Annotated in this window: 24 protein-coding genes; 12 read left to right on the top strand and 12 right to left on the bottom strand. The window is 63.6% G+C overall.

Features of this window, described 5'->3' with window-relative positions; all coding sequences use genetic code 11:
• Positions 1-24: 24 nt before the first annotated feature.
• A complete protein-coding gene (locus ACFQ6Y_RS07340) occupies positions 25-1,062 on the bottom strand; it encodes an alpha/beta fold hydrolase (RefSeq protein ID WP_019748230.1) in 1,038 nt (345 codons plus the stop codon).
• Positions 1,063-1,243: 181 nt separating this feature from the next.
• Positions 1,244-2,203 (bottom strand): proteasome assembly chaperone family protein, encoded by a 960-nt coding sequence (locus tag ACFQ6Y_RS07335; protein ID WP_378445810.1) that lies wholly within the window; start codon positions 2,201-2,203, stop codon positions 1,244-1,246.
• Positions 2,204-2,564: 361 nt separating this feature from the next.
• Here ACFQ6Y_RS07335 and ACFQ6Y_RS07330 point away from each other — a divergent pair, with 361 nt between their 5' ends.
• On the top strand, positions 2,565-3,320 hold the full coding sequence (locus tag ACFQ6Y_RS07330) for a sensor domain-containing protein (RefSeq protein ID WP_378630614.1): 756 nt from the start codon (positions 2,565-2,567) through the stop codon (positions 3,318-3,320).
• Positions 3,321-3,475: 155 nt separating this feature from the next.
• Positions 3,476-4,606 (top strand): DUF4192 domain-containing protein, encoded by a 1,131-nt coding sequence (locus tag ACFQ6Y_RS07325; RefSeq protein ID WP_378630612.1) that lies wholly within the window; start codon positions 3,476-3,478, stop codon positions 4,604-4,606.
• Here ACFQ6Y_RS07325 and galE read toward each other — a convergent pair.
• Positions 4,603-5,592, bottom strand: a complete 990-nt coding sequence (gene galE, locus ACFQ6Y_RS07320; protein WP_378630610.1) for a UDP-glucose 4-epimerase GalE — start codon at positions 5,590-5,592, stop codon at positions 4,603-4,605. The genes ACFQ6Y_RS07325 and galE overlap by 4 nt on opposite strands.
• A gap of 11 nt (positions 5,593-5,603) precedes the next feature.
• Positions 5,604-6,290, bottom strand: coding sequence for a metal-dependent transcriptional regulator (locus ACFQ6Y_RS07315; RefSeq protein ID WP_003942150.1), 687 nt, complete (start codon positions 6,288-6,290; stop codon positions 5,604-5,606).
• A 176-nt stretch (positions 6,291-6,466) separates the two neighbouring features.
• Here ACFQ6Y_RS07315 and ACFQ6Y_RS07310 point away from each other — a divergent pair, with 176 nt between their 5' ends.
• Entirely contained in the window at positions 6,467-7,738 is a 1,272-nt protein-coding gene (locus ACFQ6Y_RS07310; RefSeq protein ID WP_378630608.1) for an acetoin utilization protein AcuC, read from the top strand.
• Positions 7,731-10,442, top strand: coding sequence for a GNAT family N-acetyltransferase (locus ACFQ6Y_RS07305; RefSeq protein WP_378630606.1), 2,712 nt, complete (start codon positions 7,731-7,733; stop codon positions 10,440-10,442). The genes ACFQ6Y_RS07310 and ACFQ6Y_RS07305 overlap by 8 nt, the downstream gene beginning before the upstream one ends.
• A 140-nt stretch (positions 10,443-10,582) precedes the next feature.
• Here ACFQ6Y_RS07305 and ACFQ6Y_RS07300 read toward each other — a convergent pair whose 3' ends face one another.
• From ACFQ6Y_RS07300 to ACFQ6Y_RS07290, 3 genes are all read right to left on the bottom strand, one after another.
• On the bottom strand, positions 10,583-11,554 hold the full coding sequence (locus tag ACFQ6Y_RS07300) for a sigma-70 family RNA polymerase sigma factor (protein WP_003942639.1): 972 nt from the start codon (positions 11,552-11,554) through the stop codon (positions 10,583-10,585).
• 159 nt (positions 11,555-11,713) lie between these two features.
• Positions 11,714-13,213 (bottom strand): methyltransferase, encoded by a 1,500-nt coding sequence (locus ACFQ6Y_RS07295; protein WP_378630604.1) that lies wholly within the window; start codon positions 13,211-13,213, stop codon positions 11,714-11,716.
• Between the two features lie 26 nt (positions 13,214-13,239).
• The gene (locus ACFQ6Y_RS07290) at positions 13,240-13,599 is read right to left on the bottom strand and encodes a DUF3099 domain-containing protein (RefSeq protein ID WP_019748237.1); all 360 of its coding nucleotides are present in this window, start codon (positions 13,597-13,599) and stop codon (positions 13,240-13,242) included.
• A gap of 83 nt (positions 13,600-13,682) precedes the next feature.
• Between ACFQ6Y_RS07290 and ACFQ6Y_RS07285 the strand changes: the two genes are divergently transcribed.
• Complete coding sequence (locus ACFQ6Y_RS07285) at positions 13,683-13,919, top strand: DUF3039 domain-containing protein (protein ID WP_003942602.1); 237 nt, start codon at positions 13,683-13,685, stop codon at positions 13,917-13,919.
• Here the strand turns inward: ACFQ6Y_RS07285 and ACFQ6Y_RS07280 are convergent.
• Positions 13,892-15,154 (bottom strand): YhjD/YihY/BrkB family envelope integrity protein, encoded by a 1,263-nt coding sequence (locus tag ACFQ6Y_RS07280; RefSeq protein WP_378630602.1) that lies wholly within the window; start codon positions 15,152-15,154, stop codon positions 13,892-13,894. The genes ACFQ6Y_RS07285 and ACFQ6Y_RS07280 overlap by 28 nt on opposite strands.
• Positions 15,155-15,410: 256 nt before the next feature.
• Here ACFQ6Y_RS07280 and ACFQ6Y_RS07275 point away from each other — a divergent pair, with 256 nt between their 5' ends.
• The gene (locus ACFQ6Y_RS07275; RefSeq protein ID WP_378630600.1) at positions 15,411-17,189 is read left to right on the top strand and encodes a DEAD/DEAH box helicase; all 1,779 of its coding nucleotides are present in this window, start codon (positions 15,411-15,413) and stop codon (positions 17,187-17,189) included.
• A gap of 108 nt (positions 17,190-17,297) precedes the next feature.
• Here ACFQ6Y_RS07275 and ACFQ6Y_RS07270 read toward each other — a convergent pair whose 3' ends face one another.
• A complete protein-coding gene (locus ACFQ6Y_RS07270) occupies positions 17,298-17,489 on the bottom strand; it encodes a hypothetical protein (RefSeq protein ID WP_003942643.1) in 192 nt (63 codons plus the stop codon).
• A gap of 234 nt (positions 17,490-17,723) precedes the next feature.
• Here ACFQ6Y_RS07270 and ACFQ6Y_RS07265 point away from each other — a divergent pair, with 234 nt between their 5' ends.
• From ACFQ6Y_RS07265 to ACFQ6Y_RS07250, 4 genes are all read left to right on the top strand, one after another.
• Positions 17,724-18,101, top strand: a complete 378-nt coding sequence (locus ACFQ6Y_RS07265; protein WP_378630598.1) for a DUF952 domain-containing protein — start codon at positions 17,724-17,726, stop codon at positions 18,099-18,101.
• Between the two features lie 86 nt (positions 18,102-18,187).
• Complete coding sequence (locus tag ACFQ6Y_RS07260; RefSeq protein ID WP_021344116.1) at positions 18,188-18,670, top strand: cation:proton antiporter regulatory subunit; 483 nt, start codon at positions 18,188-18,190, stop codon at positions 18,668-18,670.
• A 7-nt stretch (positions 18,671-18,677) separates the two neighbouring features.
• The gene (locus ACFQ6Y_RS07255) at positions 18,678-19,850 is read left to right on the top strand and encodes a cation:proton antiporter (protein ID WP_378445818.1); all 1,173 of its coding nucleotides are present in this window, start codon (positions 18,678-18,680) and stop codon (positions 19,848-19,850) included.
• Positions 19,851-19,871: 21 nt separating this feature from the next.
• The gene (locus ACFQ6Y_RS07250; protein ID WP_378630596.1) at positions 19,872-20,681 is read left to right on the top strand and encodes a tyrosine-protein phosphatase; all 810 of its coding nucleotides are present in this window, start codon (positions 19,872-19,874) and stop codon (positions 20,679-20,681) included.
• 68 nt (positions 20,682-20,749) lie between these two features.
• Here ACFQ6Y_RS07250 and ACFQ6Y_RS07245 read toward each other — a convergent pair whose 3' ends face one another.
• Both ACFQ6Y_RS07245 and ppgK read right to left on the bottom strand, forming a co-directional pair.
• Complete coding sequence (locus ACFQ6Y_RS07245) at positions 20,750-22,174, bottom strand: RNA polymerase sigma factor (protein ID WP_370333980.1); 1,425 nt, start codon at positions 22,172-22,174, stop codon at positions 20,750-20,752.
• Between the two features lie 112 nt (positions 22,175-22,286).
• Positions 22,287-23,054: a polyphosphate--glucose phosphotransferase gene (ppgK, locus tag ACFQ6Y_RS07240; protein WP_378630594.1), complete on the bottom strand. Its 768-nt coding sequence runs from the start codon at positions 23,052-23,054 to the stop codon at positions 22,287-22,289.
• A gap of 170 nt (positions 23,055-23,224) precedes the next feature.
• Between ppgK and ACFQ6Y_RS07235 the strand changes: the two genes are divergently transcribed.
• Positions 23,225-24,103 carry an inositol monophosphatase family protein gene (locus ACFQ6Y_RS07235; RefSeq protein WP_378630592.1) on the top strand — a complete coding sequence of 293 codons (879 nt, stop codon included), beginning with the start codon at positions 23,225-23,227 and terminating at the stop codon, positions 24,101-24,103.
• Between the two features lie 17 nt (positions 24,104-24,120).
• Here ACFQ6Y_RS07235 and cei read toward each other — a convergent pair whose 3' ends face one another.
• Positions 24,121-24,804, bottom strand: a complete 684-nt coding sequence (gene cei / locus ACFQ6Y_RS07230) for an envelope integrity protein Cei (RefSeq protein WP_378445822.1) — start codon at positions 24,802-24,804, stop codon at positions 24,121-24,123.
• 533 nt (positions 24,805-25,337) lie between these two features.
• Here cei and ACFQ6Y_RS07225 point away from each other — a divergent pair.
• Complete coding sequence (locus ACFQ6Y_RS07225) at positions 25,338-25,640, top strand: DUF4193 domain-containing protein (RefSeq protein WP_003942593.1); 303 nt, start codon at positions 25,338-25,340, stop codon at positions 25,638-25,640.
• Positions 25,641-25,676 lie beyond the last annotated feature (36 nt).

The following is a 25,676-nucleotide window of genomic DNA, read 5'->3' as shown; positions in this document are numbered from 1 at the left end:
GTACAGGCTAGCCGCAACCGCGGATCAGGTTGCGCTTCGCTCGTCCGAGCCCATGGCGTCGAGCACTGCCATGCGGGTGGACGACGTTCCGGTGATGGTGTTCTCGCCGACACCGGAGATCAGCATGTGACGCCAGCGGGCCTCGTCGAAAACGAGCGGCGCTGTGCTGGAAAGGAAATCTTCGACGATCTGCAGGAAACGCATCGGATCGTCGCGGAACGGGAAGTGTCCCGAGCCACGGAAGATTTCGAGACGTGAGTTCGGCATCGCCGCGTGCGCGAGGTGAGCGTGGGAGACGGGAATGACGGAGTCGTCGTCGCCCCAGATCAGTTGAACCGGCAGATTCTCGGTCAGGTAACAGCGGTCGAGCATCGTGACGACCTGTCCGCGCCAGTCCACGACTGCCCGCAGAGTACGAAGATAGGCCTCGTAGGCAGTGGGGTCGGGGAGATCAGCGAGCACTCGAATCAGGTCCGGAGTGTCGTGCAGCATGGTGCCGGGGCGCAGATTCGAACCGTGGACGACACCGGCAAGGTTTCCGGCCATCCGGACGAGCGGCATAGCACCGGGAATCCGAAGCAGTTTGACGACCTCGTTGACCACCGGAACCGACATGAGCCGCAGCAGCGGGTGAACATCCTTGGTGACACCACCGGCCGACACCAACACGAGGCGATCGACCATGTGCGGGAACTGGTACGAGAACTGCATCGCTACGCCGCCACCGAGCGAATGCCCGATGACGGTGACGTGCTCGATACCGAGCGTCGACAGAAGATCACGCATCCCGTTGGCGTACGCGGCTACCGAATAGTCGGCGCGCGGCTTGTCGGAGCGGCCGTGACCCAACAGGTCAGGCGCGATTACGGTGTACTTCTTGGCGAGGTGGGGAATGATCTCGGTCCACGTCGAGGAGTTGTCGCCGATTCCGTGCAGGAGCAGTACTGCCGGGCCCTCTCCGGCTATCCGAAATGCGCGTCGGTAACCGTGAATGGTCCGGAACATCATCCGCGGTTCCTCGTCGGGGACCGGTCGGAGCTGACGGTTCCGTGGTCTGCTCATGTCGCCTCCTGGCTCAGCGTGAAACCACGTTGACTGTCTGCTCCAGTTGTTGAGCCGTCAACGAAAATCCCACAGAGTTCGAGGCTATCCGACGGATGTGTCCTGAACAACAGCCCAGGTAACGGAGGGGTTGCGGAATGCGCACAATGTCGAATTATGCGCTCCACCCGTCACGTTTTGGTCAGTTGTCGCCCCGATCGGCGTCTCCAGCTGAGCCGAAATCGTCGTTTCCGGCCTGTTCGGCCAGGAACTTTTCGAACTCTGCGCCGATCTCGTCGCCGCTGGGCAGGTCGGCTTCGCCGGCCAGAAGTGACGACTGTTGTTCCTGAGCGGCGACAAAAGTGTCGTATTGCCGCTCCAAAGCGTGGACTACAGTCTGAACTTCTTCGTTCCCGGCTATGTGCTCGTTAACCTGTTCCCGAACGCGTGCCGCGGCCTCACCCAAAGCCGCCAGGGGAAGTTCCAGATCCGAAACCTCGGAAACGTTTTCGAGCAAAGTCTCTGCTGCGCCCGGGTAGTCGGTCTGCGCGAGGTAGTGGGGCACGTGAACCGAAAAGCCCATCGCCTCGTGGCCGTGCTGAGACATACGAAGCTCGAGCAGGGACGACGCACTACCTGGAACCTGCAGTTCACCGGACCAGCGCTGATGGTCCTGGATGAGGTCCTTGTTGGTCGAATGTGCTGTCACGCCCAGCGGCCGGGTGTGGGGAATCGCCATCGGAATGGCATTGAGGCCAATGGTTCGACGTACGCCGAGCTGTTCGGACAGCAAGCGAACGGCCGTGGTGAAGCGCTCCCACTTGAGGTCCGGTTCCATGCCGGCGAGCAGCAGAAACGGCGTGCCGGTCGTATCGCGCAATGCGTACAGATTGAGGGCCGGTGCGTCGTAGTCGGAGAAATGATCGGCCTTGAAAGTCATCGTCGGTCGACGCGAGCGGTAGTCGATCAGCTCGTCGACAGCAAACGACGCGACAAGTTCGGTTTCCAGGCTTTCCCGCAGATGAGTTGTTGCCAATTTCACGGCATGGCCTGCGTCGGAGTAACCCTCGAGTCCGTGAATCAGGATCGGTCCCTGGCCGTCGGCAGCCGCCAGTTGGGGCGCCGGGAATTCCAGCTCGTACATCCTCGACTGTTCGTCCATCGCAGTCCCCTTCGCTCTTCGGTCTTGATCTCAAGTGTCCACTATCGGCGCACGCTCGACAGCATCGGAGTCAGGTGCCCGACAGCACTGGATCAGACGTTCATCGGTAAGAACACCGAGTCGGTGACCGATCATTCCCGATCCGACGAGACGGGCGTTCGCCGAGAGCGAAGCTGAGCCGTATCTTTCGACACTTGGCCTGGGCGTTCGGCAGATGTCCGGTGCGCGGCTTCGGGCATGGCAGAGTGGAACACAAGGTCGGCGCGGCCGATTTGTCCGAAATGGACCGGTCGATTGTCCGGATCGGTCGAGGTCGAGTGCGGAGGCTTACATGCGAGTGTGTCCACGATCGTTCAGGCGAGTGGCAGCATGTTCGTTTGCGGCCGTGGCCGCCGCCGCACTGCTCGCGGGCTGCTCCGGATCGGTTCAAGGTGCACCCGTCCCGGACTCCGCGCCCGCAACAGCCGGTGCGACCGACAGCGGCTCCGAGGGGCCGAGTACGACGGCCGCGCCCAAGACATCGGCCCCCAAATCTTCTACTCCGAAAACAGCGGCATCGCTGTCGGAATTGCTTCTCACTCCGGCGGAATTTCCCACACCGTTCGATGCCGTCGTGCTGCCGCCGCAGGCCGTTCCGATGGCAGCGCCGGATCTTGTCGGCGTCCCGCGCGGTGCCACCGTCGATCCATCCGAATGTGAGCCACCGGAACAGGACTACGGCCCGAACGGGACCGTGATGGCGGTCGGGACCGACAACGCGACGAGGGCGACCATTTCGGTCGAACTCACGAAGGTCGACGCACCACTGGGCGAGTTGGAAGCGCAAACTCGGCAGTGCCCGTCCATGACAGTTACAGCGAATGGTGTCACCACAACTGTGACTACGGAAATTCTTCCGCCCTCGCCGATCGATGCCGACAAGACGATGTCACTTCGCCGCACAGTCGTTTCCCCCAAGGCCGCAGCCGGCGATCAGACGATGCTGACCTTGGTCGCGCAGGTCGGCGACGTACGGGTGGCGACAACACTGATGACGTTCGGTTCTGCGACACCGTCGACGGCACCGTTGGATCAAGCGTTCACGGCAGCGGTACAGAAGGTCAAAGCAGGTAAGTGATTTCGCAGCACACAGGTCCGACAAGGAGCGGAACTGTTCGGTGCGGCGCGGTACTCGGTCCCCAACAAAAGCGGTAATCCACAGATAACTTCGAGGCAGCTGTTTTCCCTGGTCGAGCAGAGCGCCGGGTCGGGGTGATCAGCGACGGTCTGTGCATGACAACATCACCTCTTCCGGGAGAATTCGAATTCTCCGACGACGATCTTGCCGCCCTTCTCGGACGCGTCGAACGCGTCTCCGATCCAGGGGAATTGATCGCGGCAATACCCGCACTCCTGGGATTTCATCCGTCCAACTCTGTTGTTGCGCTGTCGCTGATGGGCAGCTCCGCATCGACGCTCGGCCCGGTGATGCGACACGACTACTTTCCCAGCGCCGGGGGGAAGCCTGCGCGGCAGATGAGTGCGGCGCTGCGGCAGTTCGCCGCCGTGTGCGACGGGGAGGGCGCGCGCGCAGTCGTCCTCGTGGTGATCACCGATTGCTCGATCGGTGAAACTCTTCTCGACGAAACCATCGAGCTGGCCGAGGTATTCGAAGACATGCTCGCCGGAACCTGTGTCGAGCTGGCCGACGTATTATGCACGGCCGCAATAGAATCCGGTCGACCATGGGCGAGCGTCATGCGTTCGATTCACCGTGGCACCGTGCCTGACCCGGCATCCTCGCCGGTCGCGGCGGCGCAGGTGTTGGGAGGGAGGGTCATTCGCAGTTCGCGTGAGGAACTGGTCCACTGGGTACACGGTGCCGGCCGCAATCACGAGACGATTGCGCGACTGATCGCCGGCGGAAGAGAATCGAGTGCGTACGGCGGGGGATCAGGCGGTGATGCCGCAGTCCAGCGCCGGGTCGACCTGGTGTTGGAACATGTCCGCCGTGCGGAGGCAGGCTCTTACCCGGACCCGCAGGAATGCGCAGATCTGGTGGTCGCATTGACGGATGTTCACGTGCGTGACGTGGTGCTGGGATTGGCGATCACGTCAGTTGCGGCAGCCGCCGAGCAATTGTGGCTCGTACTCACTCATGAAGTGCCTTCTCCCGAACGAGCCTGGCCGGCAACACTTCTCGGGTTCTTCGCATACGTGCGCGGAGACGGTCCTCTGGCAGGTGTTGCACTGTCGGCCGCACTTTCGGCCGATTCGGAACACACCTTGGCCGGATTGCTGGATTTATCCCTTCAATCCGGCGTGCGCCCCGACGGGATCCGAGACCTCGCGGCCGTCGGATTGTCCATCGGGGAATCGCTCGGAATCGGCGGCTTACCGCCGGCACTGCCGAGTGGAGTCTAGCGAGCTGCGTGCGAACGGTCGCCCAGATCCTGGAGGAACTGCCATGCATCGGCGACGATGACATCGAGATCGGTACGCGTGGGCGTCCAACCCAACTCGGCAATCGCCTTGTCGCTCGACGCGATCAGTACGGCCGGATCACCCAGGCGTCGTGACGCGTCTTCGACGTTGATCGGCAGGCCGGTGACCCGCGCACAGGCAGCGATCACCTCGCGCACGCTGAAGCCCGCACCGCTTCCGAGGTTGTAGATGCGGTGCTCGCCGGGAATCGAGGATTCGAGAGCCAGGAGATGCGCTTCGGCAAGGTCCAGCACGTGGATGTAGTCGCGTACTGCGGTTCCGTCCGGCGTGGGCCAGTCGGTTCCGAAGACCGAGATCTTGTCTCGCTGCTCGAGCGCGACCTGCAGGACGAGCGGAATCAGGTGGGTTTCGATCACTCGGTTCTCGCCGGCGGACTTGTATGCGCCCGCGACGTTGAAGTAGCGCAAGCTGGTCGCGCCGAGGCCGTGAGCGATCGAGTACGAGGTGATCGCATGATCGATCGCGAGCTTTGTCGCGCCGTACGGATTGGTAGGGCGGGTCGGAGCGGTCTCCACGATCGGGGACTGCTCCGGTTCGCCGTACGTTGCGGCGGTGGAGGAGAACACGAGGCGGGGAGTACCTGAGATACGGATCGCCTCGAGCAACTCGATGGTCGTGACGACGTTTCCGCGCCAGTACTTTTCGGGGTGCAGCACCGATTCGCCGACCAGCGACTGCGCCGCGAAGTGAAGTACGCCGTCGAAAACCGGTGAACCCGCACTACCGAGGATCTCGGCAGCCAGAGCCCCCACGTCCCCTTCGATGAACTCGGCACCGGCAGGCACCGCGTCGACATTTCCGGTGGAGAGGTCGTCGATGACGACGACTTCGTGCCCACGCTCGAGCAACACAGTGCTGCACACACTGCCGACGTAACCGGCGCCGCCGGTGACCAGGAGTTTCATCTACTACTTCCTCAGACCTGCTTGACCTGAACGGCGTGAGCCATTTCCTCGGACAGGTCGAATCCGCTGTGACCCGGCACGATGATGGTCACCGAGCCCGGACGGGTTTCGACCGTCACCCTGGCGTCGGGAACGACGCCGGCGTCACGCAGCTGCGCGATCACTTCGGGATCGGACTGCACGTGCTCGGCGAGTCGCCGAACGACCACAGCTGTCTGTGCGCCGTGCGGAATATCGGTCAGGCGCACCAATGTTTCGGTGGTGGCAACCGGGCCGTCGAGTCCCAACTGGTCCAACCCCGGAATCGGGTTGCCGTAGGGCGACGTCGTGGGGTTGTTCAGAACGACGACGAGCCGACGCTCGACCTCCTCGCTCATCACGTGCTCCCAACGGCATGCCTCGGCATGTACGTCTTCCCATTTGAGACCGATGACGTCCACCAGCAGGCGCTCTGCCAGCCGGTGCTTACGCATGACAGAGATCGCGAGATCGCGACCCTTGTCGGTGAGTTCCAGATGTCGATCGCCGGCGACCATCAGCAAGCCGTCGCGCTCCATACGCGCAACTGTCTGGCTGACGGTGGGTCCGCTCTGTTCGAGCCGTTCGGCGATCCGCGCCCGGAGTGGGACTACGCCCTCTTCTTCCAAGTCGTAGATCGTCCGGAGATACATCTCCGTGGTGTCGACTAGATCCTTCACACTCAACCCCTTCGTCAGTTGATCATTCTACCGTTCAGTTCGTGGTTCCGGTGCCGCCTCCACTGCGGCGAGTCCAGCGCATGCCCGAAATGGATTCGTGTCACTCGATCTCGGTCTCCTTAGCGGGCCACGAGTGTGGTGTGCGGCACGAAACGAGAAGGAAGTAGCGTGATCCCATGACCGCGTCGATCAGATCTGACGGGGACCCCGCGGCGTCTCGAGCGAATCGAGTCGTGGTGTGGAGTCCGGAGTACCTGAGCTATCGGTGGAGCGCCGATCACCCGATGAATCCCACCCGTCTGGATCTCACGATGGCGCTCTCGCGAAGCCTCGGACTTCTCGAGGGCATCGAGTTTCTCGAACCGAGCGCCGCGTCCGATGCCGACCTCCTCCGAATCCACACACCGGCATATCTTGCAGCGGTCAAAGACGCGGGTAACTCTGCGAACAACGGTGTGAGCGGCCAGGATGTTCCCCACGGGTTGGGTACCGAGGACAACCCCGTGTTCCCGCACATGCACGAAGCGAGTGCGATCCTTGCCGGCGGATCGTTGGCCGCAGCGCAGGAAATCGCTTCGGGACGTACGCGCCGCGCGGTCAGCATCGGCGGCGGCATGCACCATGCGATGGCCGATTGGGCTTCGGGATTCTGCGTCTACAACGATGCGGCTGTGGCGATTTCGTGGCTGCTCGACAACGGTTACGACCGCATCGCCTACATCGACGTCGACGCTCACCACGGAGACGGTGTGCAACATGCGTTCCTCGGGGACCCCCGAGTACTCACGGTCTCGCTGCACCAGCATCCGGCAACGTTGTGGCCCAACACCGGGTGGTCGAGCGAAGTCGGCGACGGCGCGGCCGAAGGTACAGCGGTGAACATCCCGGTCCTGCCCGGGACCGTCGACGCGTTGTGGCTGCGCGCTTTTCACGCCGTCGTCCCGGGTGCCATTGCAGCCTTCCGCCCGCAGATCATCATCAGCCAGTGCGGGGTGGATTCGCATCGCGAGGACCCGCTCGCGGACCTCGCCCTCACCGTCGACGGTCAGCGTGCCGCGTTCCTGGCGATGCGCGACCTCGCCGACCGCTACTCCGAGGGACGGTGGCTGGCGGTCGGCGGCGGGGGATACGGACTGGTTCGTGTCGTGCCGAGAGCCTGGACCCACCTGATCGCGGCCGCGCTCGATCGCGAGATCGACGTCGACACAGCTGTCCCCGAAGACTGGAAGGACTCGACGAAACTTCGTGCGCCGAGCGTCGACCTCCCGCCGACCATGGGTGACGGCGGCAATGTCGCTTACACGCCGTGGGACGGCCCGGGTGGTACACCGGAGACAGGCGTCGCCTCGGTGGACCGTGCGCTCACCCGCATCGACTCGGCGATCATCGCGACGCGCCGCGCTTCGTTCCCGCTACTCGGACTCGACCCGGAGGATCCCCGTGACTGAACAGTCCGATACCGAAGCAGCCGGAGCCGGAACGAGCGGTGAGGTTCCCGCGACCGATCCCGCCCACACCTATCCGCATTCGTGGGTAGTCGACGTCCTCGCCTCCGACGGAGGTGCTGTGGCGCTGCGACCCATCGTTCCCGAGGATGCGGACAAGCTCGTCGAATTCCACGGCAAACTCTCCGAGCGCACGCGTTACCTGCGGTACTTCGGCCCGTACCCCACGATGTCGGCGCGCGACGTCAAGAATTTCACGACCGTCGACCACCACAATCGCGTCGCGTTCGTGATGATGCTCGGCGACGAGATCATCGCGGTGGGACGATACGAGCGACTCCTCGACGTAGGGGACGGCAAGTCTGCCGAGGTCGCCTTTGTCGTCGCCGACGCACACCAGGGGCGCGGCCTCGGACCGATCCTGCTCGAATACCTGGCTGCAGCAGCGGCCGAGAACGGTCTGACGATGTTCGTCGCCGAAGTCCTCTCCGAGAACCGCAACATGGTGACGGTCTTCCGTGAGGCCGGGTACCAGGTGAGTCGCTCGTTCGACGGCGGCGTACTGCGACTCGAATTTGCGATCGACCCGACGGAAGCGCTTGTTTCGGTACGTAATTCGCGGGAGCGGGCAGCCGAAGCACGCAGCATGGGTAACGTACTCAGCCCACGATCGGTGGCCGTGATCGGCGCATCGGCGGACCCTGCCAAGGTGGGCAACGCGGTGTTGACCAACCTGCTGCGCGGCGGATTCACCGGACCTGTTTACCCCGTCAATGCCGAGCATCGGTCGGTGCACGGGGTGCGGGCGTACCCGACGGTTCGCGACATCCCCGACGACGTCGACCTGGCTGTCGTGGCGGTTCCTGCGGAATCGATCAATTCGGTACTCGACGACTGCCTCGACAAGGGCGTCAAAGCGCTGGTGGTCGTCTCGTCCGGCTTCAGTGAGAGTGGTCCGGACGGGCGCTCGTCCGAACGCAAACTCGTTCACGCGGCCCGCGCCCACGGAATGCGGCTCATCGGCCCGAATGCGCTGGGCGTCGCGAACAACGACCCGGCGATTTCGTTGAATGCGACGCTCGCGCCGGTTTTGCCGGTGGCAGGCAACGTGGGCTTCTTCTGTCAGTCCGGCGCGCTCGGCATCGCCATTCTCGACGAAGCCGCGCGCAGCCGAATCGGATTGTCCGCCTTCGTTTCCGCCGGTAACCGTGCGGATGTCTCGGGCAACGACCTTCTGCAGTACTGGGATTCCGACCAGTCCACCGAAGTGGTACTTCTCTACCTGGAGAGCTTCGGCAACCCCCGAAAGTTCTCCCGCATCGCCCGTCGAGTTGCGCGGAAGAAGCCGATCGTCGCGGTCAAGAGCGGTCGGCACGCGGTTCCGCCAGTGCTTGCGGCCACCGGAGTCGAGATCGACGATTCGATCGTCCGCGCCCTCTTCGAACAGGCCGGCGTCATCCAGGTCGGCTCCATCTCACAGTTGTTCGACTGTGCGCTGCTCTTCGGATATCAGCCGTTGCCGGCCGGTCCACGGCTTGCCGTCATCGGCAACTCGACCGCGCTCGGTGTCCTTGCTGCGGACGCCGCCCGCAGTGAAGGTTTGCAAGTCAGCGACCCCGTCGACCTCGGCGCACAGGCGAGCCCGGAACTGTTCGCCACGGCCGTGCGCGACGCGTTGGCGTCGTTCGACGTCGATGCCGTCATCGCCGTCTTCGTTCCCCCCGTTGCCATACCGGTCGAGCCGTTCGCGAAAGCGCTCAAAGACGCGGTGGCCGGGTCGGACAAGCCGATTCTCACGACGTTCCTCGCGGCCGAGGGTGTGCCGGACGTCCTGGCGGTTCGTGACGAAGTCGGTAACCCGACCCGCGGTTCGGTGCCTTCCTACCCGGGGCCGGAGCGTGCCGCACTGGCGTTGGCGAGGGCTTGGCGTTACGCGGAGTGGCGCAGCAAGCCTGCGTCGAAGGTTGTTCGCCCTGTGGGAATCGACTCCGAACGAGCCCAGAAGATGGTGGCCGATTGGCTCGAAAACTCGCCTGGGCGTTGGCTTTCGGACGTGGAAGCGGCGGCTCTCCTCGAGTGCTACGGCGTCGCCGTCGTCGAATTCCGTTCGGTCCTGAGCGAAGACGAAGCTGTAGAGGCAGCGGATGCGGTCGGCTATCCGGTCGCGGTCAAGGCAACCGGCGAAATGTGGCGTCACCGACCGGATCTGGGCGGCGTCAGGCTGGATCTGAGTGGACCGGAATCGGTGCGCCTCGCATACCGCGACCTTGCGGCCGCGTCCGGTGAACCGCTGCTGCACGTGCAGAAAATGGCGACCAAGGGCATCGGATGTGTGGTCGGTGTCCAGGACGACCCGTCCTTCGGCTCGCTGATCTCGTTCGGGCTCGCCGGTGTGATCTCGGACCTCCTCGGCGACCGTGCCTATCGCGTGCTGCCACTCACCGAGGACGCGGCAACCGAATTGATCGACGCACCCAAGGCGGCACCGCTTCTGTCCGGATATCGCAACGCCGTTCCGGTCAACAAGGGTGCGTTGGTGGATCTGGTTCAGCGCATCTCGGCGCTGGCCGACGACCTTCCCGAAGTCCGCGAACTGGCCTGCGAGCCGGTACTCGCTTCGGCCACGGGAGCAGAGATCACCGATTCACGCGTCCGAATCGGACCTGAACCGAGCGCAATCGACCTTGGGCCCAGGCGGTTGCGGTAGATACAGCGGTTGGGGTGGATACAGCGAACAACACCGGCCACCGCACATTTCCCGAGGGGGAGGGAAATAGCGGTGGCCGGTGCTCTGTGCGGTGCGTCAGCGCGAGTGGTGTGGCGCGCCGACGCACGTGCTGTGTTCGATCAGCTGGCGTATGACCGCAGTTTCTCGGCGCGATCACCGACACGGAGCTTGCCCATGACCTCACGCTCGATCTGACGAACCCGCTCGCGCGAGAGACCGAAGAGCTTACCGATCTGATCGAGGGTGCGGGGCTGGCCGTCGTCGAGACCGTAGCGGAGCCGGATGACCTGCTGTTCACGCTCGTCGAGAGTCCCGAGCACGCTGCGCACATCGCTGTGCAGCAGACCGGCGATGACGGCGTTCTCAGCCGAGGTCGCCTCGGAATCTTCGATGAAATCGCCCAAGGGCGCTTCTTCGTCGTTGCCGACAGGCATGTCGAGGCTTACCGGGTCGCGGCTGTGGTCGAGCAGATCGGCGATCTTGTGCGCCGGGATGCCCGACTCTTCGGCCAACTCGTCGTCCGTCGCTTCGCGCCCGAGCTGCTGGTGCAGTTCGCGCTTGATGCGGGCGAGCTTGTTGACCTGCTCCACGAGGTGGACTGGGAGCCGGATGGTGCGGCTCTGATCAGCCATTCCGCGGGTGATCGCCTGACGGATCCACCAGGTGGCGTACGTCGAGAACTTGAAGCCCTTGGCGTAGTCGAACTTCTCCATGGCACGGATGAGTCCGAGGTTGCCTTCTTGAATGAGATCGAGGAGCGGCATACCGCGACCGGTGTAGCGCTTGGCCAGCGAGACGACGAGTCGCAGGTTCGCTTCCAGGAGGTGGCTACGCGCCGACTGTCCCTCGCGAACGATCGTTGCGAGATCCCTCTTCTTGGCGACTGTCAGGCGCTTTCCCGTGGCAAGAACGTGGCTGGCGTACAGCCCCGCTTCGATTCGCTTCGCCAGTTCGACCTCGTCTGCGGCTGTCAGCAGTGCGGTACGACCGATCCCGTTCAGGTAGACGCGGACCAGGTCTGCGGCCGGGCTCTGGGCGTCCAGATCTGCGGCGCTCGGACGAATGCGAGTAGTGGTGCTGGGGCTTGTCATGACTTGCCTCCCTATCGGCGGTCTCTCACACAGTTCAACGTGTGAGAGTTCCGGGAAAGTTCCCGTGCCGATTTCCGCTAAATCGTCGTGACCTGCAGTTATTTCCCGGTCGTCCTGAGAAGTTGCTGAGAACACAAAAATCTGCAACCCGCCGGGAACTCAATTCGTGACGGGAAGCACCAACCCGTGACGGACCAGCGAGACCAGCAGTGTGACGACGGCCTCACGTAGCTGGTCAGGGTCTTCGCCGTTCGCAGCGGCGAGAAGTTCCACCAGTTCGTCGACCACCAATCCGTCCGCTCGGAGCCCGGCGAGCAGCGCAGCACCGAGCTCGTCGATCTCGTGCTGCCAGTGCGGTCCGTTGCCACGGTGAACGCGCGTGACCACTTGCTGCCATCCCTCGTCACCGGGGAGGTAGACGCGTTCGAGAGCCGTGTCCGGATCGAGGACGAATCGTTCCTCGAGGACGTCGTGTTCACGCAACCAGGCAAGACGATCGAAGTACGCCGACGACTCGGCCCCGAGTGGGTCCGAGAAGCCGTGCATGAGGTCCTCGGCCATCAGATCGGTGGGGAAGTCGGTGCGGCGGAGGAAGACGAACCCGAATCCGACGCCTTCGACGTCGGCTTCTTCGAAGTGGTCAAGCCAGGCGTTCGCCCTGGACGCCGTTTCCGGGTCCCGTGGATCCTGCCCGCCGTCCTTGAGCCACGTTCCGACGTACAGAGCCGGATCCGCCACGTCGCGCTGCACGACCCAGGCATCGACTCCGTGCGCCGGCAGCCACGACGCGATCCGCGAACGCCAGTCCTGCCCTTCGATGTGCACCCACGACGCCAACAGTGCTGCCGTGCCGCCGGGGTTCAGGTAGTCGATCGAGCGCGAGATCATCAATTCGCTCGCACCGTCGAGATCGAGGCCGGAATCGCGGTACGTGTGATGGACGCGTGCCTCGCCGACGACAAACGGGGGATTGGCGACCACCTGGTCGAAGGTTCGACCCTCGACCGGTTCGAACCAGGACCCTTGAAGCAGTTCGACGTCGAGTCCGTTGAGCGCCATGGTCGCGGCCGTCAGATCGACCGCGCGTTGATTGATGTCGGTTGCGGTGACCGAATCGGCATACGTGTTCGCGTGCAGGGCTTGGATGCCGCATCCCGTGCCGAGGTCGAGCACGCTGCCGACCCTCGCGGTAGGCGTGGCCTGCAACAAGGACAGCGATGCATGGCCGACACCGAGCACGTGATCGGCTGTGGCCTTCTTCGGGCGGATTCCGCCGTCGAGATCCGAGATCACCCAACGATCGCCGTCGCCGACGTCGATGGGGCGAAGATCGACCGCGGCCCGCACCAGCGGGTTCTCACTGTCGAAGTTCTCACCTTCGAGCAGACCGGCATCGACGCACTGCGCCATTGTCAACGGAGCCAGCGCCGCAGCGACATCGGCCGCGGGGCAGTCATCGGCGAGAAGGAACAGTCTGATGAGAACGCCCAGATCCCCGTGGTCGAGGCTGGCGCGGCGGACAGGTACCGGCTCACTACGGCCGAGAGCGGCGTGAACTTCGGGCCCCAATGCGTCGAGCATGGTTCCGGTGTCGAATCGATTGCGAAGCAGAGCCTCACGCAGCGCAGGGGTGATGGACAGGAGCGTTTCGCTTCTCACCCGGTCATTCTCGCAGGCGGAACTTGTCAGCCTTCGATGGTGTGGTGCGTCGCGGATTCGATCTCGCCTGCGGTCTTCTTTCGCCCGTCGTATCGACTCGGCTCGTCCTTGGTGCGCGGTGGTCGGTCGTTGGCGATCAGGACGGCGATCCAGGGAAGCGGAATGGATGCACCGATGATGAGCATCGAGATCCAGGCGTTGGCCCAGATGCCGTACGCGATCGCCGCGAGGATCAACGCCGGGAACCGGAAGGACATGATGATCATGTACTTGCGCACTCGGGCTTTGTGCTGTTCTTCGACGGACTTCTGCGCTTCGGTGATCAGTACGGGATTGTCGGGAGTCCCGGCCTCGTCGGACCTGCCGAACGCGCCATTTCGTGCCATGACTCCACTGTTCCACTCTCGGCCGACAATTGCACACGACCCGTAGGTCGCACCGCTGTGACGGAGACGGCATTATTGGAGGGGTGAGCACTCAAACCAAGGAACGTCCCGACGTCTCCACCGACGAAACGACCGACGACGACACCCCGAAGTTCTTCCACTACGTGAAGAAGAACAAGATCGCCGAGAGCGCAGTCATGGGCACCCATGTCGTCGCGCTGTGCGGCGAGGTGTTTCCCGTGACGAAGTCCGCCAAGCCCGGATCACCGGTGTGCCCGGACTGCAAGAAGATTTACGAAGGACTCCGTAAGGGCGACTGACCTCGGGTCACGCGAGCGGCAGTACTTCCAGAGCTCGGCGGATCGACAGCCTCGACGCTGTCGGTCGCCGGGCTCTTCGCGTCTGTCTCCGGCTTGCCGACAGGATCTTGGTCGTTGCAGGAGTTCCGGCGCGACTCCGTTTGGTTGCTCGCCGTTTGTCTGCTGCGCGGCCGTCCGTACGAGGGAACCGCGGCTGGATCCGCTTTGTCGCCCGAGATGCGGATCGGGCTGGTGGCCAGGTGCCAGGTCAGGTTGGTGACCGGGCCCGTGGCGTCGTCGGTGTTCTGAGAAGCGAGCCACTCTCGCATCTGCTCCATCCGGGTGGCACGAGCCGGCCAGAATTCCTGCACCGTCGCGTTGAACTCGGCGCCGAGCACGACGGCAAAACCGAGGAAGAAGGTGAAGAGCAGAAATGCGATCGGCGTTGCCAGCGCGCCGTACGTGTAGCCGGTGCTGGTGACAAATCCCAGGTACCAGCGTAATCCGGTGCTGGCGGCCATGAAGAACACACCGGCGACCAGAGCGCCGGCGAGGAGTCGATGCCACGGCAGCGACTTCGGCAGAGCGACCTTGTAGAGCGTCGTGAGGCCGATGATCACCAGTAGGCCGACCGCGGGGTAGTAGAAGGTGTCGACCAGATTCGATCCCACTTCGTACCAGGAGGCGGGCAGTGCTCGCCCGACGAGCGTCGGTCCGAGAGCCACCAACGGTAGGATGAACACCGCCATCACCAGGAACATCACGTAGAGCAGCAGGGCGAAGATGCGCTGCCAGATGGGATTGCGTGCGTCTTGCTGACCGTGTGCTTCCACGATCGAGTCGACGAACGTACTGATCGCCGACGATCCCGCCCACAGGGAGAGCAGGAAGCCGACCGAGATGATTTCCGGCCGTCCGCGCTGCAAAACGTCCGTGACGGTCGGACGGATGATCTGGTCGACGACGCTTTCGCTGAAGATCGTTCCGCTGAACGTGACGATCTTGGATTCGATGATCTCGACGGTGTTGGGTCCGAACCATCCACCGATGTAGCCGATCATCCCGAGAAGGCCGAGCAGCAGGGGAGCGAGTGACAGCGTTTGCCAGAACGCGGCCGTAGCCGCCTTTCCGAAGATGGAATCGTCCCAGGCCTTGCTCAGCGTGCGACCGATCAACTGCCCGGTGCGGCGTAGCGGATGCCATCTGCGGTGGTGCAGATCACTTCCGCTCGACTTCTCGCCTCGCGCTTCACTCATGATGTCTCCAGCATCCCTGACGACACACCCGGTTGCCCAACCATGGCGCCGACGTGTCGCACATTTCTGAGACAATTCGCGTGCAGGTCGGCAGGATGCGAGGGCAGTGAAAGCTCGCCGGCCGGAGTGAGAACGGCCATGAGTACGCGCTTCGAGTGCGGCTTTCGTCGGTGGCGGCGGCTAGGCTCGTCGCCGGACATTGATGAAAATTCGAGGAGCGCGAGACAACAGTGCGATTCCAGTGGAGGCGCGGCCTATGACGTCTGAGACCGTGGCAGCCGAACTCGGCAATTCGACCGAACCCGCCGGAGCCCAATCCGCGGGAACCCAGCCTGGCGCCCCTACCGGTTCCCTTCGTGCATGGCAGCGCCGTGCACTGACCAAATACCTTTCCAGCAGTCCCCGTGACTTCCTGGCGGTCGCAACGCCAGGAGCAGGCAAGACGACCTTCGCTCTGCGAGTAGCTTCGGAATTGCTCCGCGACCGGACGGTCGACCAGATCACCGTCGTTGCTCCGACCGAGCACCTCAAGCACCAGTGGGCCGAGTCCGCTCAGCGCTCCGGCCTGGCATTGGACTCGCGGTTCTCCAACTCGACCGGCCAGACCTCGAGTGACTATCACGGAGTCGTGCTGACCTACGCTCAGGTTGCTTCGCACCCGTCGAAGCACCGTGTGCGCACAGAAGGCCGCAAGACGCTGGTCATCCTCGACGAGATCCACCACGGCGGCGACGCGAAAAGCTGGGGCGACGCCATTCGTGAGGCTTTCGGCGACGCGACCAGGCGGCTCGCGCTGACCGGAACGCCGTTCCGCAGTGACGACAGCGCCATTCCTTTCGTCGAGTACGAGCCGGACAAGGAAGGTCTGCTCCGCTCGAAAGCCGATCACTCCTACGGATATTCGGATGCGCTCAAGGACGGCGTGGTGCGACCCGTCGTGTTTCTCGCCTACTCGGGCGAAGCGCGGTGGCGCAACAACGCGGGTGAGGAATTCACCGCCAGGCTCGGCGAGCCGCTGAGCGCCGAGCAGACGACTCGGGCCTGGCGGACGGCCTTGGACCCTGCCGGGGACTGGATTCCTGCCGTGCTGCACGCAGCAGACACCCGTTTGGCGCAGCTGCGCAGTACCGGTATGCCCGATGCGGGTGGACTTGTCATCGCGACCGACCAGACAGTGGCCCGCGAGTATGCGAAGGCGCTCGCCGCGATCACCGGCGAACAGCCGGCCGTCGTGCTGTCCGACGACCCCACCGCTTCCAAGCGAATCGCCGAATTCGGTGCAAGCGACCAGAAATGGATGGTCGCGGTCCGGATGGTGTCCGAGGGCGTCGACGTTCCCCGTCTGGCTGTCGGTGTGTACGCGACAAGCGCGTCGACCCCGCTGTACTTCGCTCAGGCGATCGGGCGCTTCGTGCGTTCGCGTCGCAAGGGCGAGACTGCCAGCGTCTTCCTGCCTTCGGTACCGGTGCTCCTCGACCTTGCCGCACAGCTCGAGGCTCAGCGGGATCACGTACTCGGGAAGCCTCATCGTGAGAAGGACGGCCTCGAAGACGACCTGCTCGCCGATGCGAACAAGCAGAAGGACGAACTGGGCGAGGAGGAGAAGGCGTTCACGTCCCTGGGTGCCGACGCCGAGCTCGACCAGGTGATCTACGACGGATCATCCTTCGGCACCGCGACATTCGCCGGAAGTGACGAGGAAGCCGACTATCTCGGACTCCCCGGCCTACTCGACGCCGATCAGATGCGGGCGCTGCTGCGTCAACGTCAGCAGACGCAGGTCGAGGCCAACTCGGCCAAGGCCTCCGCCCCGCAACCCACTGCGGCAGTGGTATCCGATCGAGCGGCGACGGCAGATCAACTCGGTGCGCTCCGCAAGGAGTTGAACGGGTTGGTAGCGATGAACGTTCACCGCACCGGTAAGCCCCACGGCATCATTCACGCGGAACTGCGCCGGGTGTGCGGCGGCCCGCCGACGGCCATCGCGACCGTCGATCAGCTGACCGAGCGCATCGCGATCCTACGCAGCTGGTAGCAGCTGATACCGGCCCCGGAACGGCAGAACGGGCGATCACAGTGATTGTGATCGCCCGTTCTGGCGTTCATGGCGCGCCTCGTGAAGAGGCCACCCCCGGCTGACAGGTCAGATTGCGGGTTCGCTTTCGGAGACGACGGCATTCATCTCGCGAAGTCGATCCGCGTGTTCGGTTGCGTGGTGTCCGCAGAAGAGAAGCTCGCCGCCGGTGGGAAGCACGGCGCGTACGCGTGCTCCGGCACCGCACCGGTCGCACCGGTCGGCAGCGGTCAACTGTGGGCTGGTCAGTGTTCCGGGCATGACTCCTCCGTACTGGCTTTGCGGCATTCGGGCCGCGTGCCTGGGGCCTGGTCCGCCGCGTCGGAATGGCGCGGTAGATCCACTCTTACAGACGTTTGGGGTTTACGGGTTGTTCCCGAACCCGTTTCTTAGTGTTGTGTCTCACTGGAAATGCGCTGGGCAGGCATTCTTCGGTGAAGATTGTTCGCTGACAGCTGATTCGAATCGTCGACGTCAGCCCGATATTCTGGGCTGATGAACCCGGGATGCGAACCACGTATCGACGCGAGCGTCGAGTTGCTCCACATGTGCACGCGCGAGGAATGGGCGCGGGCACAACAGCTCGGTGAACGCATCCCCGACGGATTCGAGGCCGAGGGATTTGTTCACATGTCGACTCCGGCGCAGGTTCATCTCCCGGCGAATCGGATCTTCGCCGGCCGCGACGATATTGTCCTTCTCGCGATCGATCCGGCCTTGCTCGTTGGTCAGGTGAAGTACGAACCCGGTGTTCCCTCGGACCCGGAATCGATGCGTTTCCCGCATCTGTACGCCCCGATTCCGGTCGCTGCCGTCACCGCTGTCGTCGAGTATTTTCCGGACGAGAACGGCGTATTTTCACCGGTTCGGTAGGTCGCCGGTACGCCCACTGCGAACGGCGCCAAGCGGATTACGGCCCTCACGCGATGCAGGTCGCCGATCGGCGCTACCGTTGGTATATGAACGTAGAAGTCACCCCACTACCGGGGATCGGGACGCGCAAGGATTTTGTTCTGTCTTCCGGTCGTCGCGTGGGTGTCGTCACCCATCGGGACGGTCATACCGATCTCATCGTGTCCAAGGCAGATGACCCTGACGCGTGTGCTGCCTCGCTGCCTCTGACCACCGAGGAAGCGGCAGCGCTCAGCAATCTCCTGGGTGCCCCACAGCTCGTTGCCCAGCTCGAAGAAGAGCACCGCGACCTTCCGGGAATTCGAACCAAACAGCTCTACATCAAGGACGGCTCGCGCTACGACGGCCAGACCCTCGGGGACACCGGCATGCGCACGCGTACCGGCGTCTCCATCGTCGCTGTCATGCGCGCAGGCCAGGTTAGCCCGTCCCCGAACCCCGACTTCACCTTCACCGGGGGAGATCTACTCGTAGCAGTCGGAACGCCGGACGGTTTGGCCGCAGCGGCAAAAATCTTGGCCAACGGCTGACTGGCGCGTGGACACAACCACCCTTGCACTGATCGAACTCGGCGCGGTCTTCTTCGCGCTCGGACTGCTCGGACGGCTGGCTGCTCGCGTCGGGATGTCGCCGATCCCGTTCTACCTGATCGGCGGACTGTGCTTCGGGCAGGGCGGTTTCATCCAGCTCGGGGACATCGGCGAGTTCTCTCATCTGGCCAGTGAGATCGGGATCGTCCTGCTCTTGTTGCTGTTGGGGCTCGAATACACCGCGGCCGAACTCGTGACCGGTCTCAAACGCTCGCGAGTAGCGGGCATCGTCGACATCGTTCTCAACGCAACTCCCGGCGCGGTCGTCGGCTTGATTCTCGGCTGGGGCATTGTGGGGGCGACGGTCATGGCCGGCGTCACCTACATCTCGTCTTCGGGCATCATCGCCAAGGTGCTCAGCGACCTGGGGCGCCTCGGTAACCGCGAAACGCCGGTCGTCCTGTCGATTCTGGTGTTCGAAGATCTGGCAATGGCGCTGTACTTGCCGATTCTGACCGCAATGCTCGCGGGCGTCAGCTTCCTGGGTGGACTCGAAGCGGTCGGCATCTCGTTGTTGGTCATCACCGTGGTTCTGGTTGTGGCACTGCGATACGGACGGTACGTTTCGGCGCTCCTCGACAGCCCGGACAGTGAGACGCTGCTGCTCAAACTGCTCGGTGCCGCGCTGTTGGTTGCCGGTATCAGCTCGGCGATGCAGGTGTCGGCCGCTGTGGGTGCGTTCCTCCTCGGAATCGCGATCTCCGGTTCGACCGCACACAACGCCAGTCGCGTGCTCGAGCCACTGCGGGATCTGTTCGCCGCGATGTTCTTCGTGGTCTTCGGTCTCAACACCGATCCCAGTTCCATTCCGCCGGTTCTCGGGTGGGCCGCGATCCTTGCCGTCGTCACCGCGATCACGAAGCTGATCACCGGGGCATGGGCAGCCAGACGTCAGGGTGTCGCGCGAATGGGCCAGGCGCGCGCCGGTGCTGCTCTGATCGCCCGCGGTGAGTTCTCCATCATCATCGCCGGGCTCGCAGTGTCCGCCGGGGCTGTCGACGCCGAATTGGCGGCATTGGCAACGGCTTACGTACTCCTGATGGCAGTGATCGGTCCGGTGGCGGCAAGAGTTATCGAACCGGTTGCCTCGTTGTACATCAAGGTTCGTACGAAGTCCTGATTGCGGTCCTATTCTGTCCGGATGTCGAACAGAATCTCCCGCCCGGCCGCGACACTCCTGTGTGCGGCGATCCTCGCGTGTGCTCCGGTCCCGGCGCTCGCCGGTGGAATTTCCGCACTCGAACAGGCCGGACCCGCAGCTGCGCAGGCTACCGCGGACCGATCACTGCACCTCGAGGGAGCGTCGAACGCGCGGGACATCGGCGGCTACGTCACCGAGGACGGGCACACGGTTCGGTGGGGGAAAGTGTTTCGCTCGAACGCCCTCGACAAGCTGACACCGTCGGATCTGTCGTCGTTGAGCGAACGCGGAGTGGAATCGGTGGACGACTTCCGCACCGTCGTCGAACGTACGCTCTCGCAGGACCGCATTCCGGAGGGGGCACGAAGCAACTGGTTCGACGTCATCGGAACCAATCCGGCCAACCTCCCGGCTCTGGTGGACATGCCCACGATGTACGCGTTGATGGTGACCGATCCGGGGGCGAGCCGCGCATTCCACGACGCTCTCGCGAACGTCGCGAACACCGACGGTGCAGTCCTCTACCACTGCTCGGCGGGCAAGGACCGGACCGGCTGGATGACCGCGGTACTCCTGACACTCCTCGGTGTGAGCCGCACGGACGTGAACGCCGACTACATGCTCAGCAACCAGTACCTCACCGGACCTCGAACGGGGAGCGCGTTCATCGACGGCGTCGAACAGTCTTGGCTGGACACCTCTTTCGCCACGGTGGATCGGGTGTACGGCAACTTCGACAACTACGTCCGGGACGGCTTGCAACTGAGTGAGGGCGATATCGCACAACTCAGGGGCACACTCTTGGCCTGAGGCGGGGCGCGCAAAAGAGCCGTTCTCCGGAAACCCGGAGAACGGCTCTTTTCTCTTGACCGGTGTGACTAGTCGAGGTAGTCGCGCAGAACCTGCGAACGCGACGGGTGGCGCAGCTTCGACATCGTCTTCGATTCGATCTGGCGGATACGCTCACGCGTGACGCCGTAGACCTGTCCGATTTCGTCTAAAGTCCTCGGCTGACCGTCGGTGAGGCCGAAGCGCAGGCGAACCACGCCTGCTTCACGCTCGGACAGCGTCTCGAGGACCGACTGCAGCTGATCCTGCAGCAAGGTGAACGAGACGGCGTCGACTGCGACAACAGCTTCGGAGTCTTCGATGAAGTCACCGAGCTGGCTGTCGCCCTCGTCGCCGATGGTCTGGTCGAGCGAGATGGGCTCACGCGCGTACTGCTGGATTTCCAGCACCTTCTCCGGCGTGATGTCCATTTCCTTGGCGAGTTCCTCGGGCGTGGGCTCGCGGCCCAGGTCCTGGAGCAGCTCACGCTGGATACGGCCGAGCTTGTTGATGACCTCGACCATGTGCACCGGGATACGGATGGTGCGGGCCTGGTCGGCCATGGCGCGGGTAATGGCCTGACGGATCCACCACGTGGCGTAGGTCGAGAACTTGTAGCCCTTGGTGTAGTCGAACTTCTCGACTGCACGGATCAGGCCCAAATTGCCTTCCTGGATGAGGTCGAGGAAGGCCATGCCGCGGCCCGTGTATCGCTTTGCGAGCGAGACGACGAGTCGGAGGTTGGCTTCGAGGAGGTGGTTCTTGGCGCGGTTTCCGTCGCGGCAGATCCAGCTCATGTCGCGTCGCTGAGCCGCAGGCAGCTTCTCACCCTTGTCGGCAAGATCCTGCATGATCTGGACGGCGTAGAGGCCGGCCTCGATGCGCTTGGCCAGTTCGACTTCCTCTTCGGCGTTGAGGAGTGCGACCTTGCCGATCTGCTTGAGGTAGGCGCGAACCGAGTCGGCGGACGCCGTCAGTTCGGCGTCCTTGCGTGCCTGACGGAGGGCCTCGGACTCTTCTTCGTCCCAGACGAAGTCGCCGGAAGCCTTGTCCTTCTCGGACGGTTCCGCAGCGGTTTCTTCGTCTTCGCCGACTGCTACGACCTCGACGACATCGGACTCGACCTCAGCGAGGTCGCCGTCCGTGATGTCGATGTCTTCCAACTCGACATCGCCGTCTTCGGCGTCAGGATCGCCGGCCTTCTTGGGGCTGGCCTTCTTTGCTGCTGCCTTCTTGGCGGGAGCTTTCTTGGCCGGAGCCTTCTTTGCTGCTGCCTTCTTGGCGGGGGCCTTTTTCGCCGGAGCCTTCTTGGCTGCCGGAGCGGTGACGGTGGCCGCCTCCACGGCTGGAGATTGTGGCTCTGACTCTGATGGAGAATCAGCAGTCTGACGTGTATCGGTGGCTGCCACGTACGCCCTTTCGTGACGGTGTCGTGCGGCGTCACGCCAGAGTGGTGATCCGGCGGAGAGGTCAATGGTTGTTGGCCGGCGCGCAGCCGGACTTCACCATTGTAACGACTCTCAGGAAACTCTTACGTCACGGCGGGCCGTAACAGGTAGATTTTCACCTTTTCACGTGCGGGTTTTCTCATCCGGGGACGGGCGCCGGCCTGGTCAGTCCGACCGACGCGAGCGCAGCTCCGGCAATTCCCGCAGTGTTGAGAAGGGTGGCAGGAACGACCTTCGTGCGGTTGGTCAGATGCGGAATCCACTTCTCGTGCTTGCGGCTGATTCCGCCGCCGGCGATGAAGAGGTCGGGCCAGAGCAGGTTCTCGAAGGTGGTCAGAACTCGCGAGACCTCGACGGCCCACTCCTTGTAGCTCCAGTCCTTCTTTTCCTTCACCGACGACGCCGCTCGGTGCTCGGCTTCCTTGCCGTCGACTTCGAGGTGACCGAACTCCGTGTTGGGCAACAGAACTCCGTTGTGCAGCACGGCCGATCCGATCCCGGTGCCGAAGGTCAACAAGATCACGACGCCGGAGGTATCCTTGCCCGCTCCGAACGAGTCCTCGGCGATTCCGGCAGCGTCGGCGTCGTTGAGGACGGTGACCTCGCGCCCACCCAGTGCCTTGCCGAAGAGCGCTGCCGCGTCTGTGTCGATCCACGACTTGTCGATGTTCGCAGCGCTGCGCGCGACGCCGGCGGTCACAACCGCGGGCAAGGTGATGCCGACCGGACCGGTCCACTTGGCCTGCTCGACGATTTCGGCGACAGTGCCCGCGATCGCGTCGGGCGTCGAAGGCTGCGGGGTCAGGATCTTGATGCGGTCACCGATCATTTCCCCGGTGCTCAGGTCGATCGTGCCGCCCTTGACGCCGCTGCCGCCGACATCGATCCCGAAACCTGTGGTTGTCATCGTCCTGCGCTCCTGAGTGTCGAATTCGAGGTCACGATCTACCGCTGCAAACACTAACCCGAACGGGCACCCGGGCGCGTGCTCTCGAACCTGTCCGACTCGAGGCGTTCGAGTGGTGCCCCTCGGTGCAGATGTGTTGCGATGGTCCGGTGCGCCCTTCAGAAAGAACGTTGCCCGACTTTTCCGCCGATTCGCTGGACCCCGCACAATTGCGGGCAGTTGCCGTAGCCGTCGCCGAACGCGCGGCCGAACACGTCCGCTTGCGTCGGCCCGAGGTATTCGGCCTGGTGGGTTCCGGTGCCGCCGAAGGTGGTTCGGTTGCTGCGAAGAGCACGCCCACCGATCCCGTCACGGTGGTCGATACCGAGACCGAACAGGTGATTCGCGACCTTTTGGCGCAATTGCGGCCTGCAGATTCGATCTTGGGTGAGGAAGGTGGGGGAGACACCGACGATGCCGCGGGAGTTCGATGGGTTGTCGACCCCATCGACGGCACCGTCAATTTTCTCTACGGAATCCCCGCGTTCGCAATCTCGGTGGCCGTACAGATCGACGGGGTCTCGGTAGCCGGCGCTGTCGTCGACGTGTCGTTGGAAACCACGTACGCCGCGCATCGTGGCGGCGGCGCAAGCATGACCACGGCCGACGGCGTCGTCAGCGACCTGCAGGCCAATGCGGTGACCGAACTGTCAATGGCGCTGTTGGCCACCGGCTTCGGATACGGAGCGGATCGCCGGAAGGTGCAGGGCACGTTGATCGGGCAGATCTTGCCGCAGGTCCGCGACATCCGACGTATCGGTTCGGCTGCGTTGGATCTGTGCATGGTTGCCACCGGCCGGGTGGACGCTCACTTCGAACACGGACTGAGTCCGTGGGACTGGGCAGCGGGCTCCCTGATCGCTTCCGAAGCGGGCGCCGTGATCAACGTCCCGTCGCCCAATTCCACTTCGGCTGACGGCGAGGTCGTCTACGCCGTCGCTCCGGCAATCGCGGATCAGTTCGCGCAGATGCTCAGCGTGAGTGGCGCGGATCAGCCGATTCCGAGCTGAGGTCGAACCAGGATTTGTCAGCAGCGCGCGGTGCGGGCTGCTTTGAGCAGTGCGATGTCCATCGGGGCGACTTCGGCGTTCGCGGGTTGCTCGGCCAGAGCGTGCAGGATCGCGGTGGCGTCGGTGTTGGGCGTCAGGGCGCCCTTGTTGTAGGTGCCCAGAGCCAAGTCGACGGTGTCGTCGCCGCGGCCGTCCTGGACCAGTTCGGCACAGGGGGCGACCAGCCACACGGAACTGGCGGCGGCGAGGCCGTTCGCTCCGAAGCGGATCTGACCCTGGCACTCCATGTTCTGGTCGACGTAGACAGGGTCGTTTCCGACCTGGACGTCCGGCGCGCTGGCGAAGCCGAACTCGCTCAGTTGCGCTGCCACCTGGGCGGCCTGCCCGTGCTCACCGTTGGCGTTGAACACGCGAACCTTGGTGGCGGCCAGGGGAGCGGGATCGACGTCGAGCAGCTTCGACCGGTCCACGACGGTTCCCAGCGGTAGCGGCGCCGCTGCCGAAGGATCGGAGGAAGGCTGCGGAAGATTGCACGCCACGGTGTCACTGACTTCGGCCTCGGCGCTCAGGATTCGGACCCACAAGACACTGCCGATCAATGCGAGTACCGCGAACACGGCGATCACCGGCCACGCGCGCCGACGGCGGAACGGACGTCCCTGGTCGTCGGTAGAGCTGCCTTCGGTGATCAGAGAAACCACGGTATCCCTCGACTTTCTTGACGAAACTTGTACTTCGCCATCGGGCCGAGCGGTGCCGGCATGACGTTCGGTGCCTACCTTAGAGGGCCAGTGTGACGAGACAGCCGAAGCGAGGCTCGACGCGTCGAGTCCTTGTCGATTGCGAAACGGCAGTTGGTCGATTACCGGCCTGTTTCTACCCGGATTCGGCCCGAAAACATCGCCGAAAGGTCACAGCTTGCTCTTGCCTTGGTGACAATTCGTAGTCATTTTTCGGAAATTTCCGATTCGGTTACTACTTTCGTGCTCGCGTCGGCTACTGTCTGGCGGCCCAGGTCGTTCAACTGGGCATCGGCAGGACGCCGAAATGACAACCAAATGAGGCGCAGATCACGTTCTCGGAAGGAACTTCCGGGCACTAATTCCAGTCCTGCAGCGTTATGCAGCGACAGGGAATGATCTGGATGCCACGGCGGTTTCCATGCGCATCAAGGATCTACCGGATTCTCGGCGCACACGGGACCGGGATACACGAAGAGGATGGGGTAGACGAGATGGCAACTGACTACGACGCACCGAGGCGTACAGAGTCCGACGAGGTTTCGGAGGACTCGCTCGAAGAGCTGAAGGCGCGACGCAACGAAGCGCAGTCAGCCGTCGTCGACATCGACGAGACGGACACGGCGGAGTCCTTCGAGCTGCCGGGTGCCGACCTTTCCGGCGAGGAACTCTCGGTTCGAGTGGTTCCGAAGCAGGCAGACGAGTTCACATGTTCGAGCTGCTTCCTGGTCCATCACCGCAGCCGCCTGGCCAGTGATGCCAACGGACAGCTCGTATGCATGGACTGCGCTGCCTGATCTCCCTTCCCGGTGGTCGACCCGTCATCTCGAGGG

Origin of the sequence: Rhodococcus sp. NPDC056516 (genome assembly GCF_042794655.1) — a bacterium.
Classification (GTDB): Bacteria; Actinomycetota; Actinomycetes; order Mycobacteriales; family Mycobacteriaceae; genus Rhodococcus_F.
Note: the sequence above shows the minus strand (reverse complement) of the source record. Positions and strands in the feature narration are given on the sequence as shown.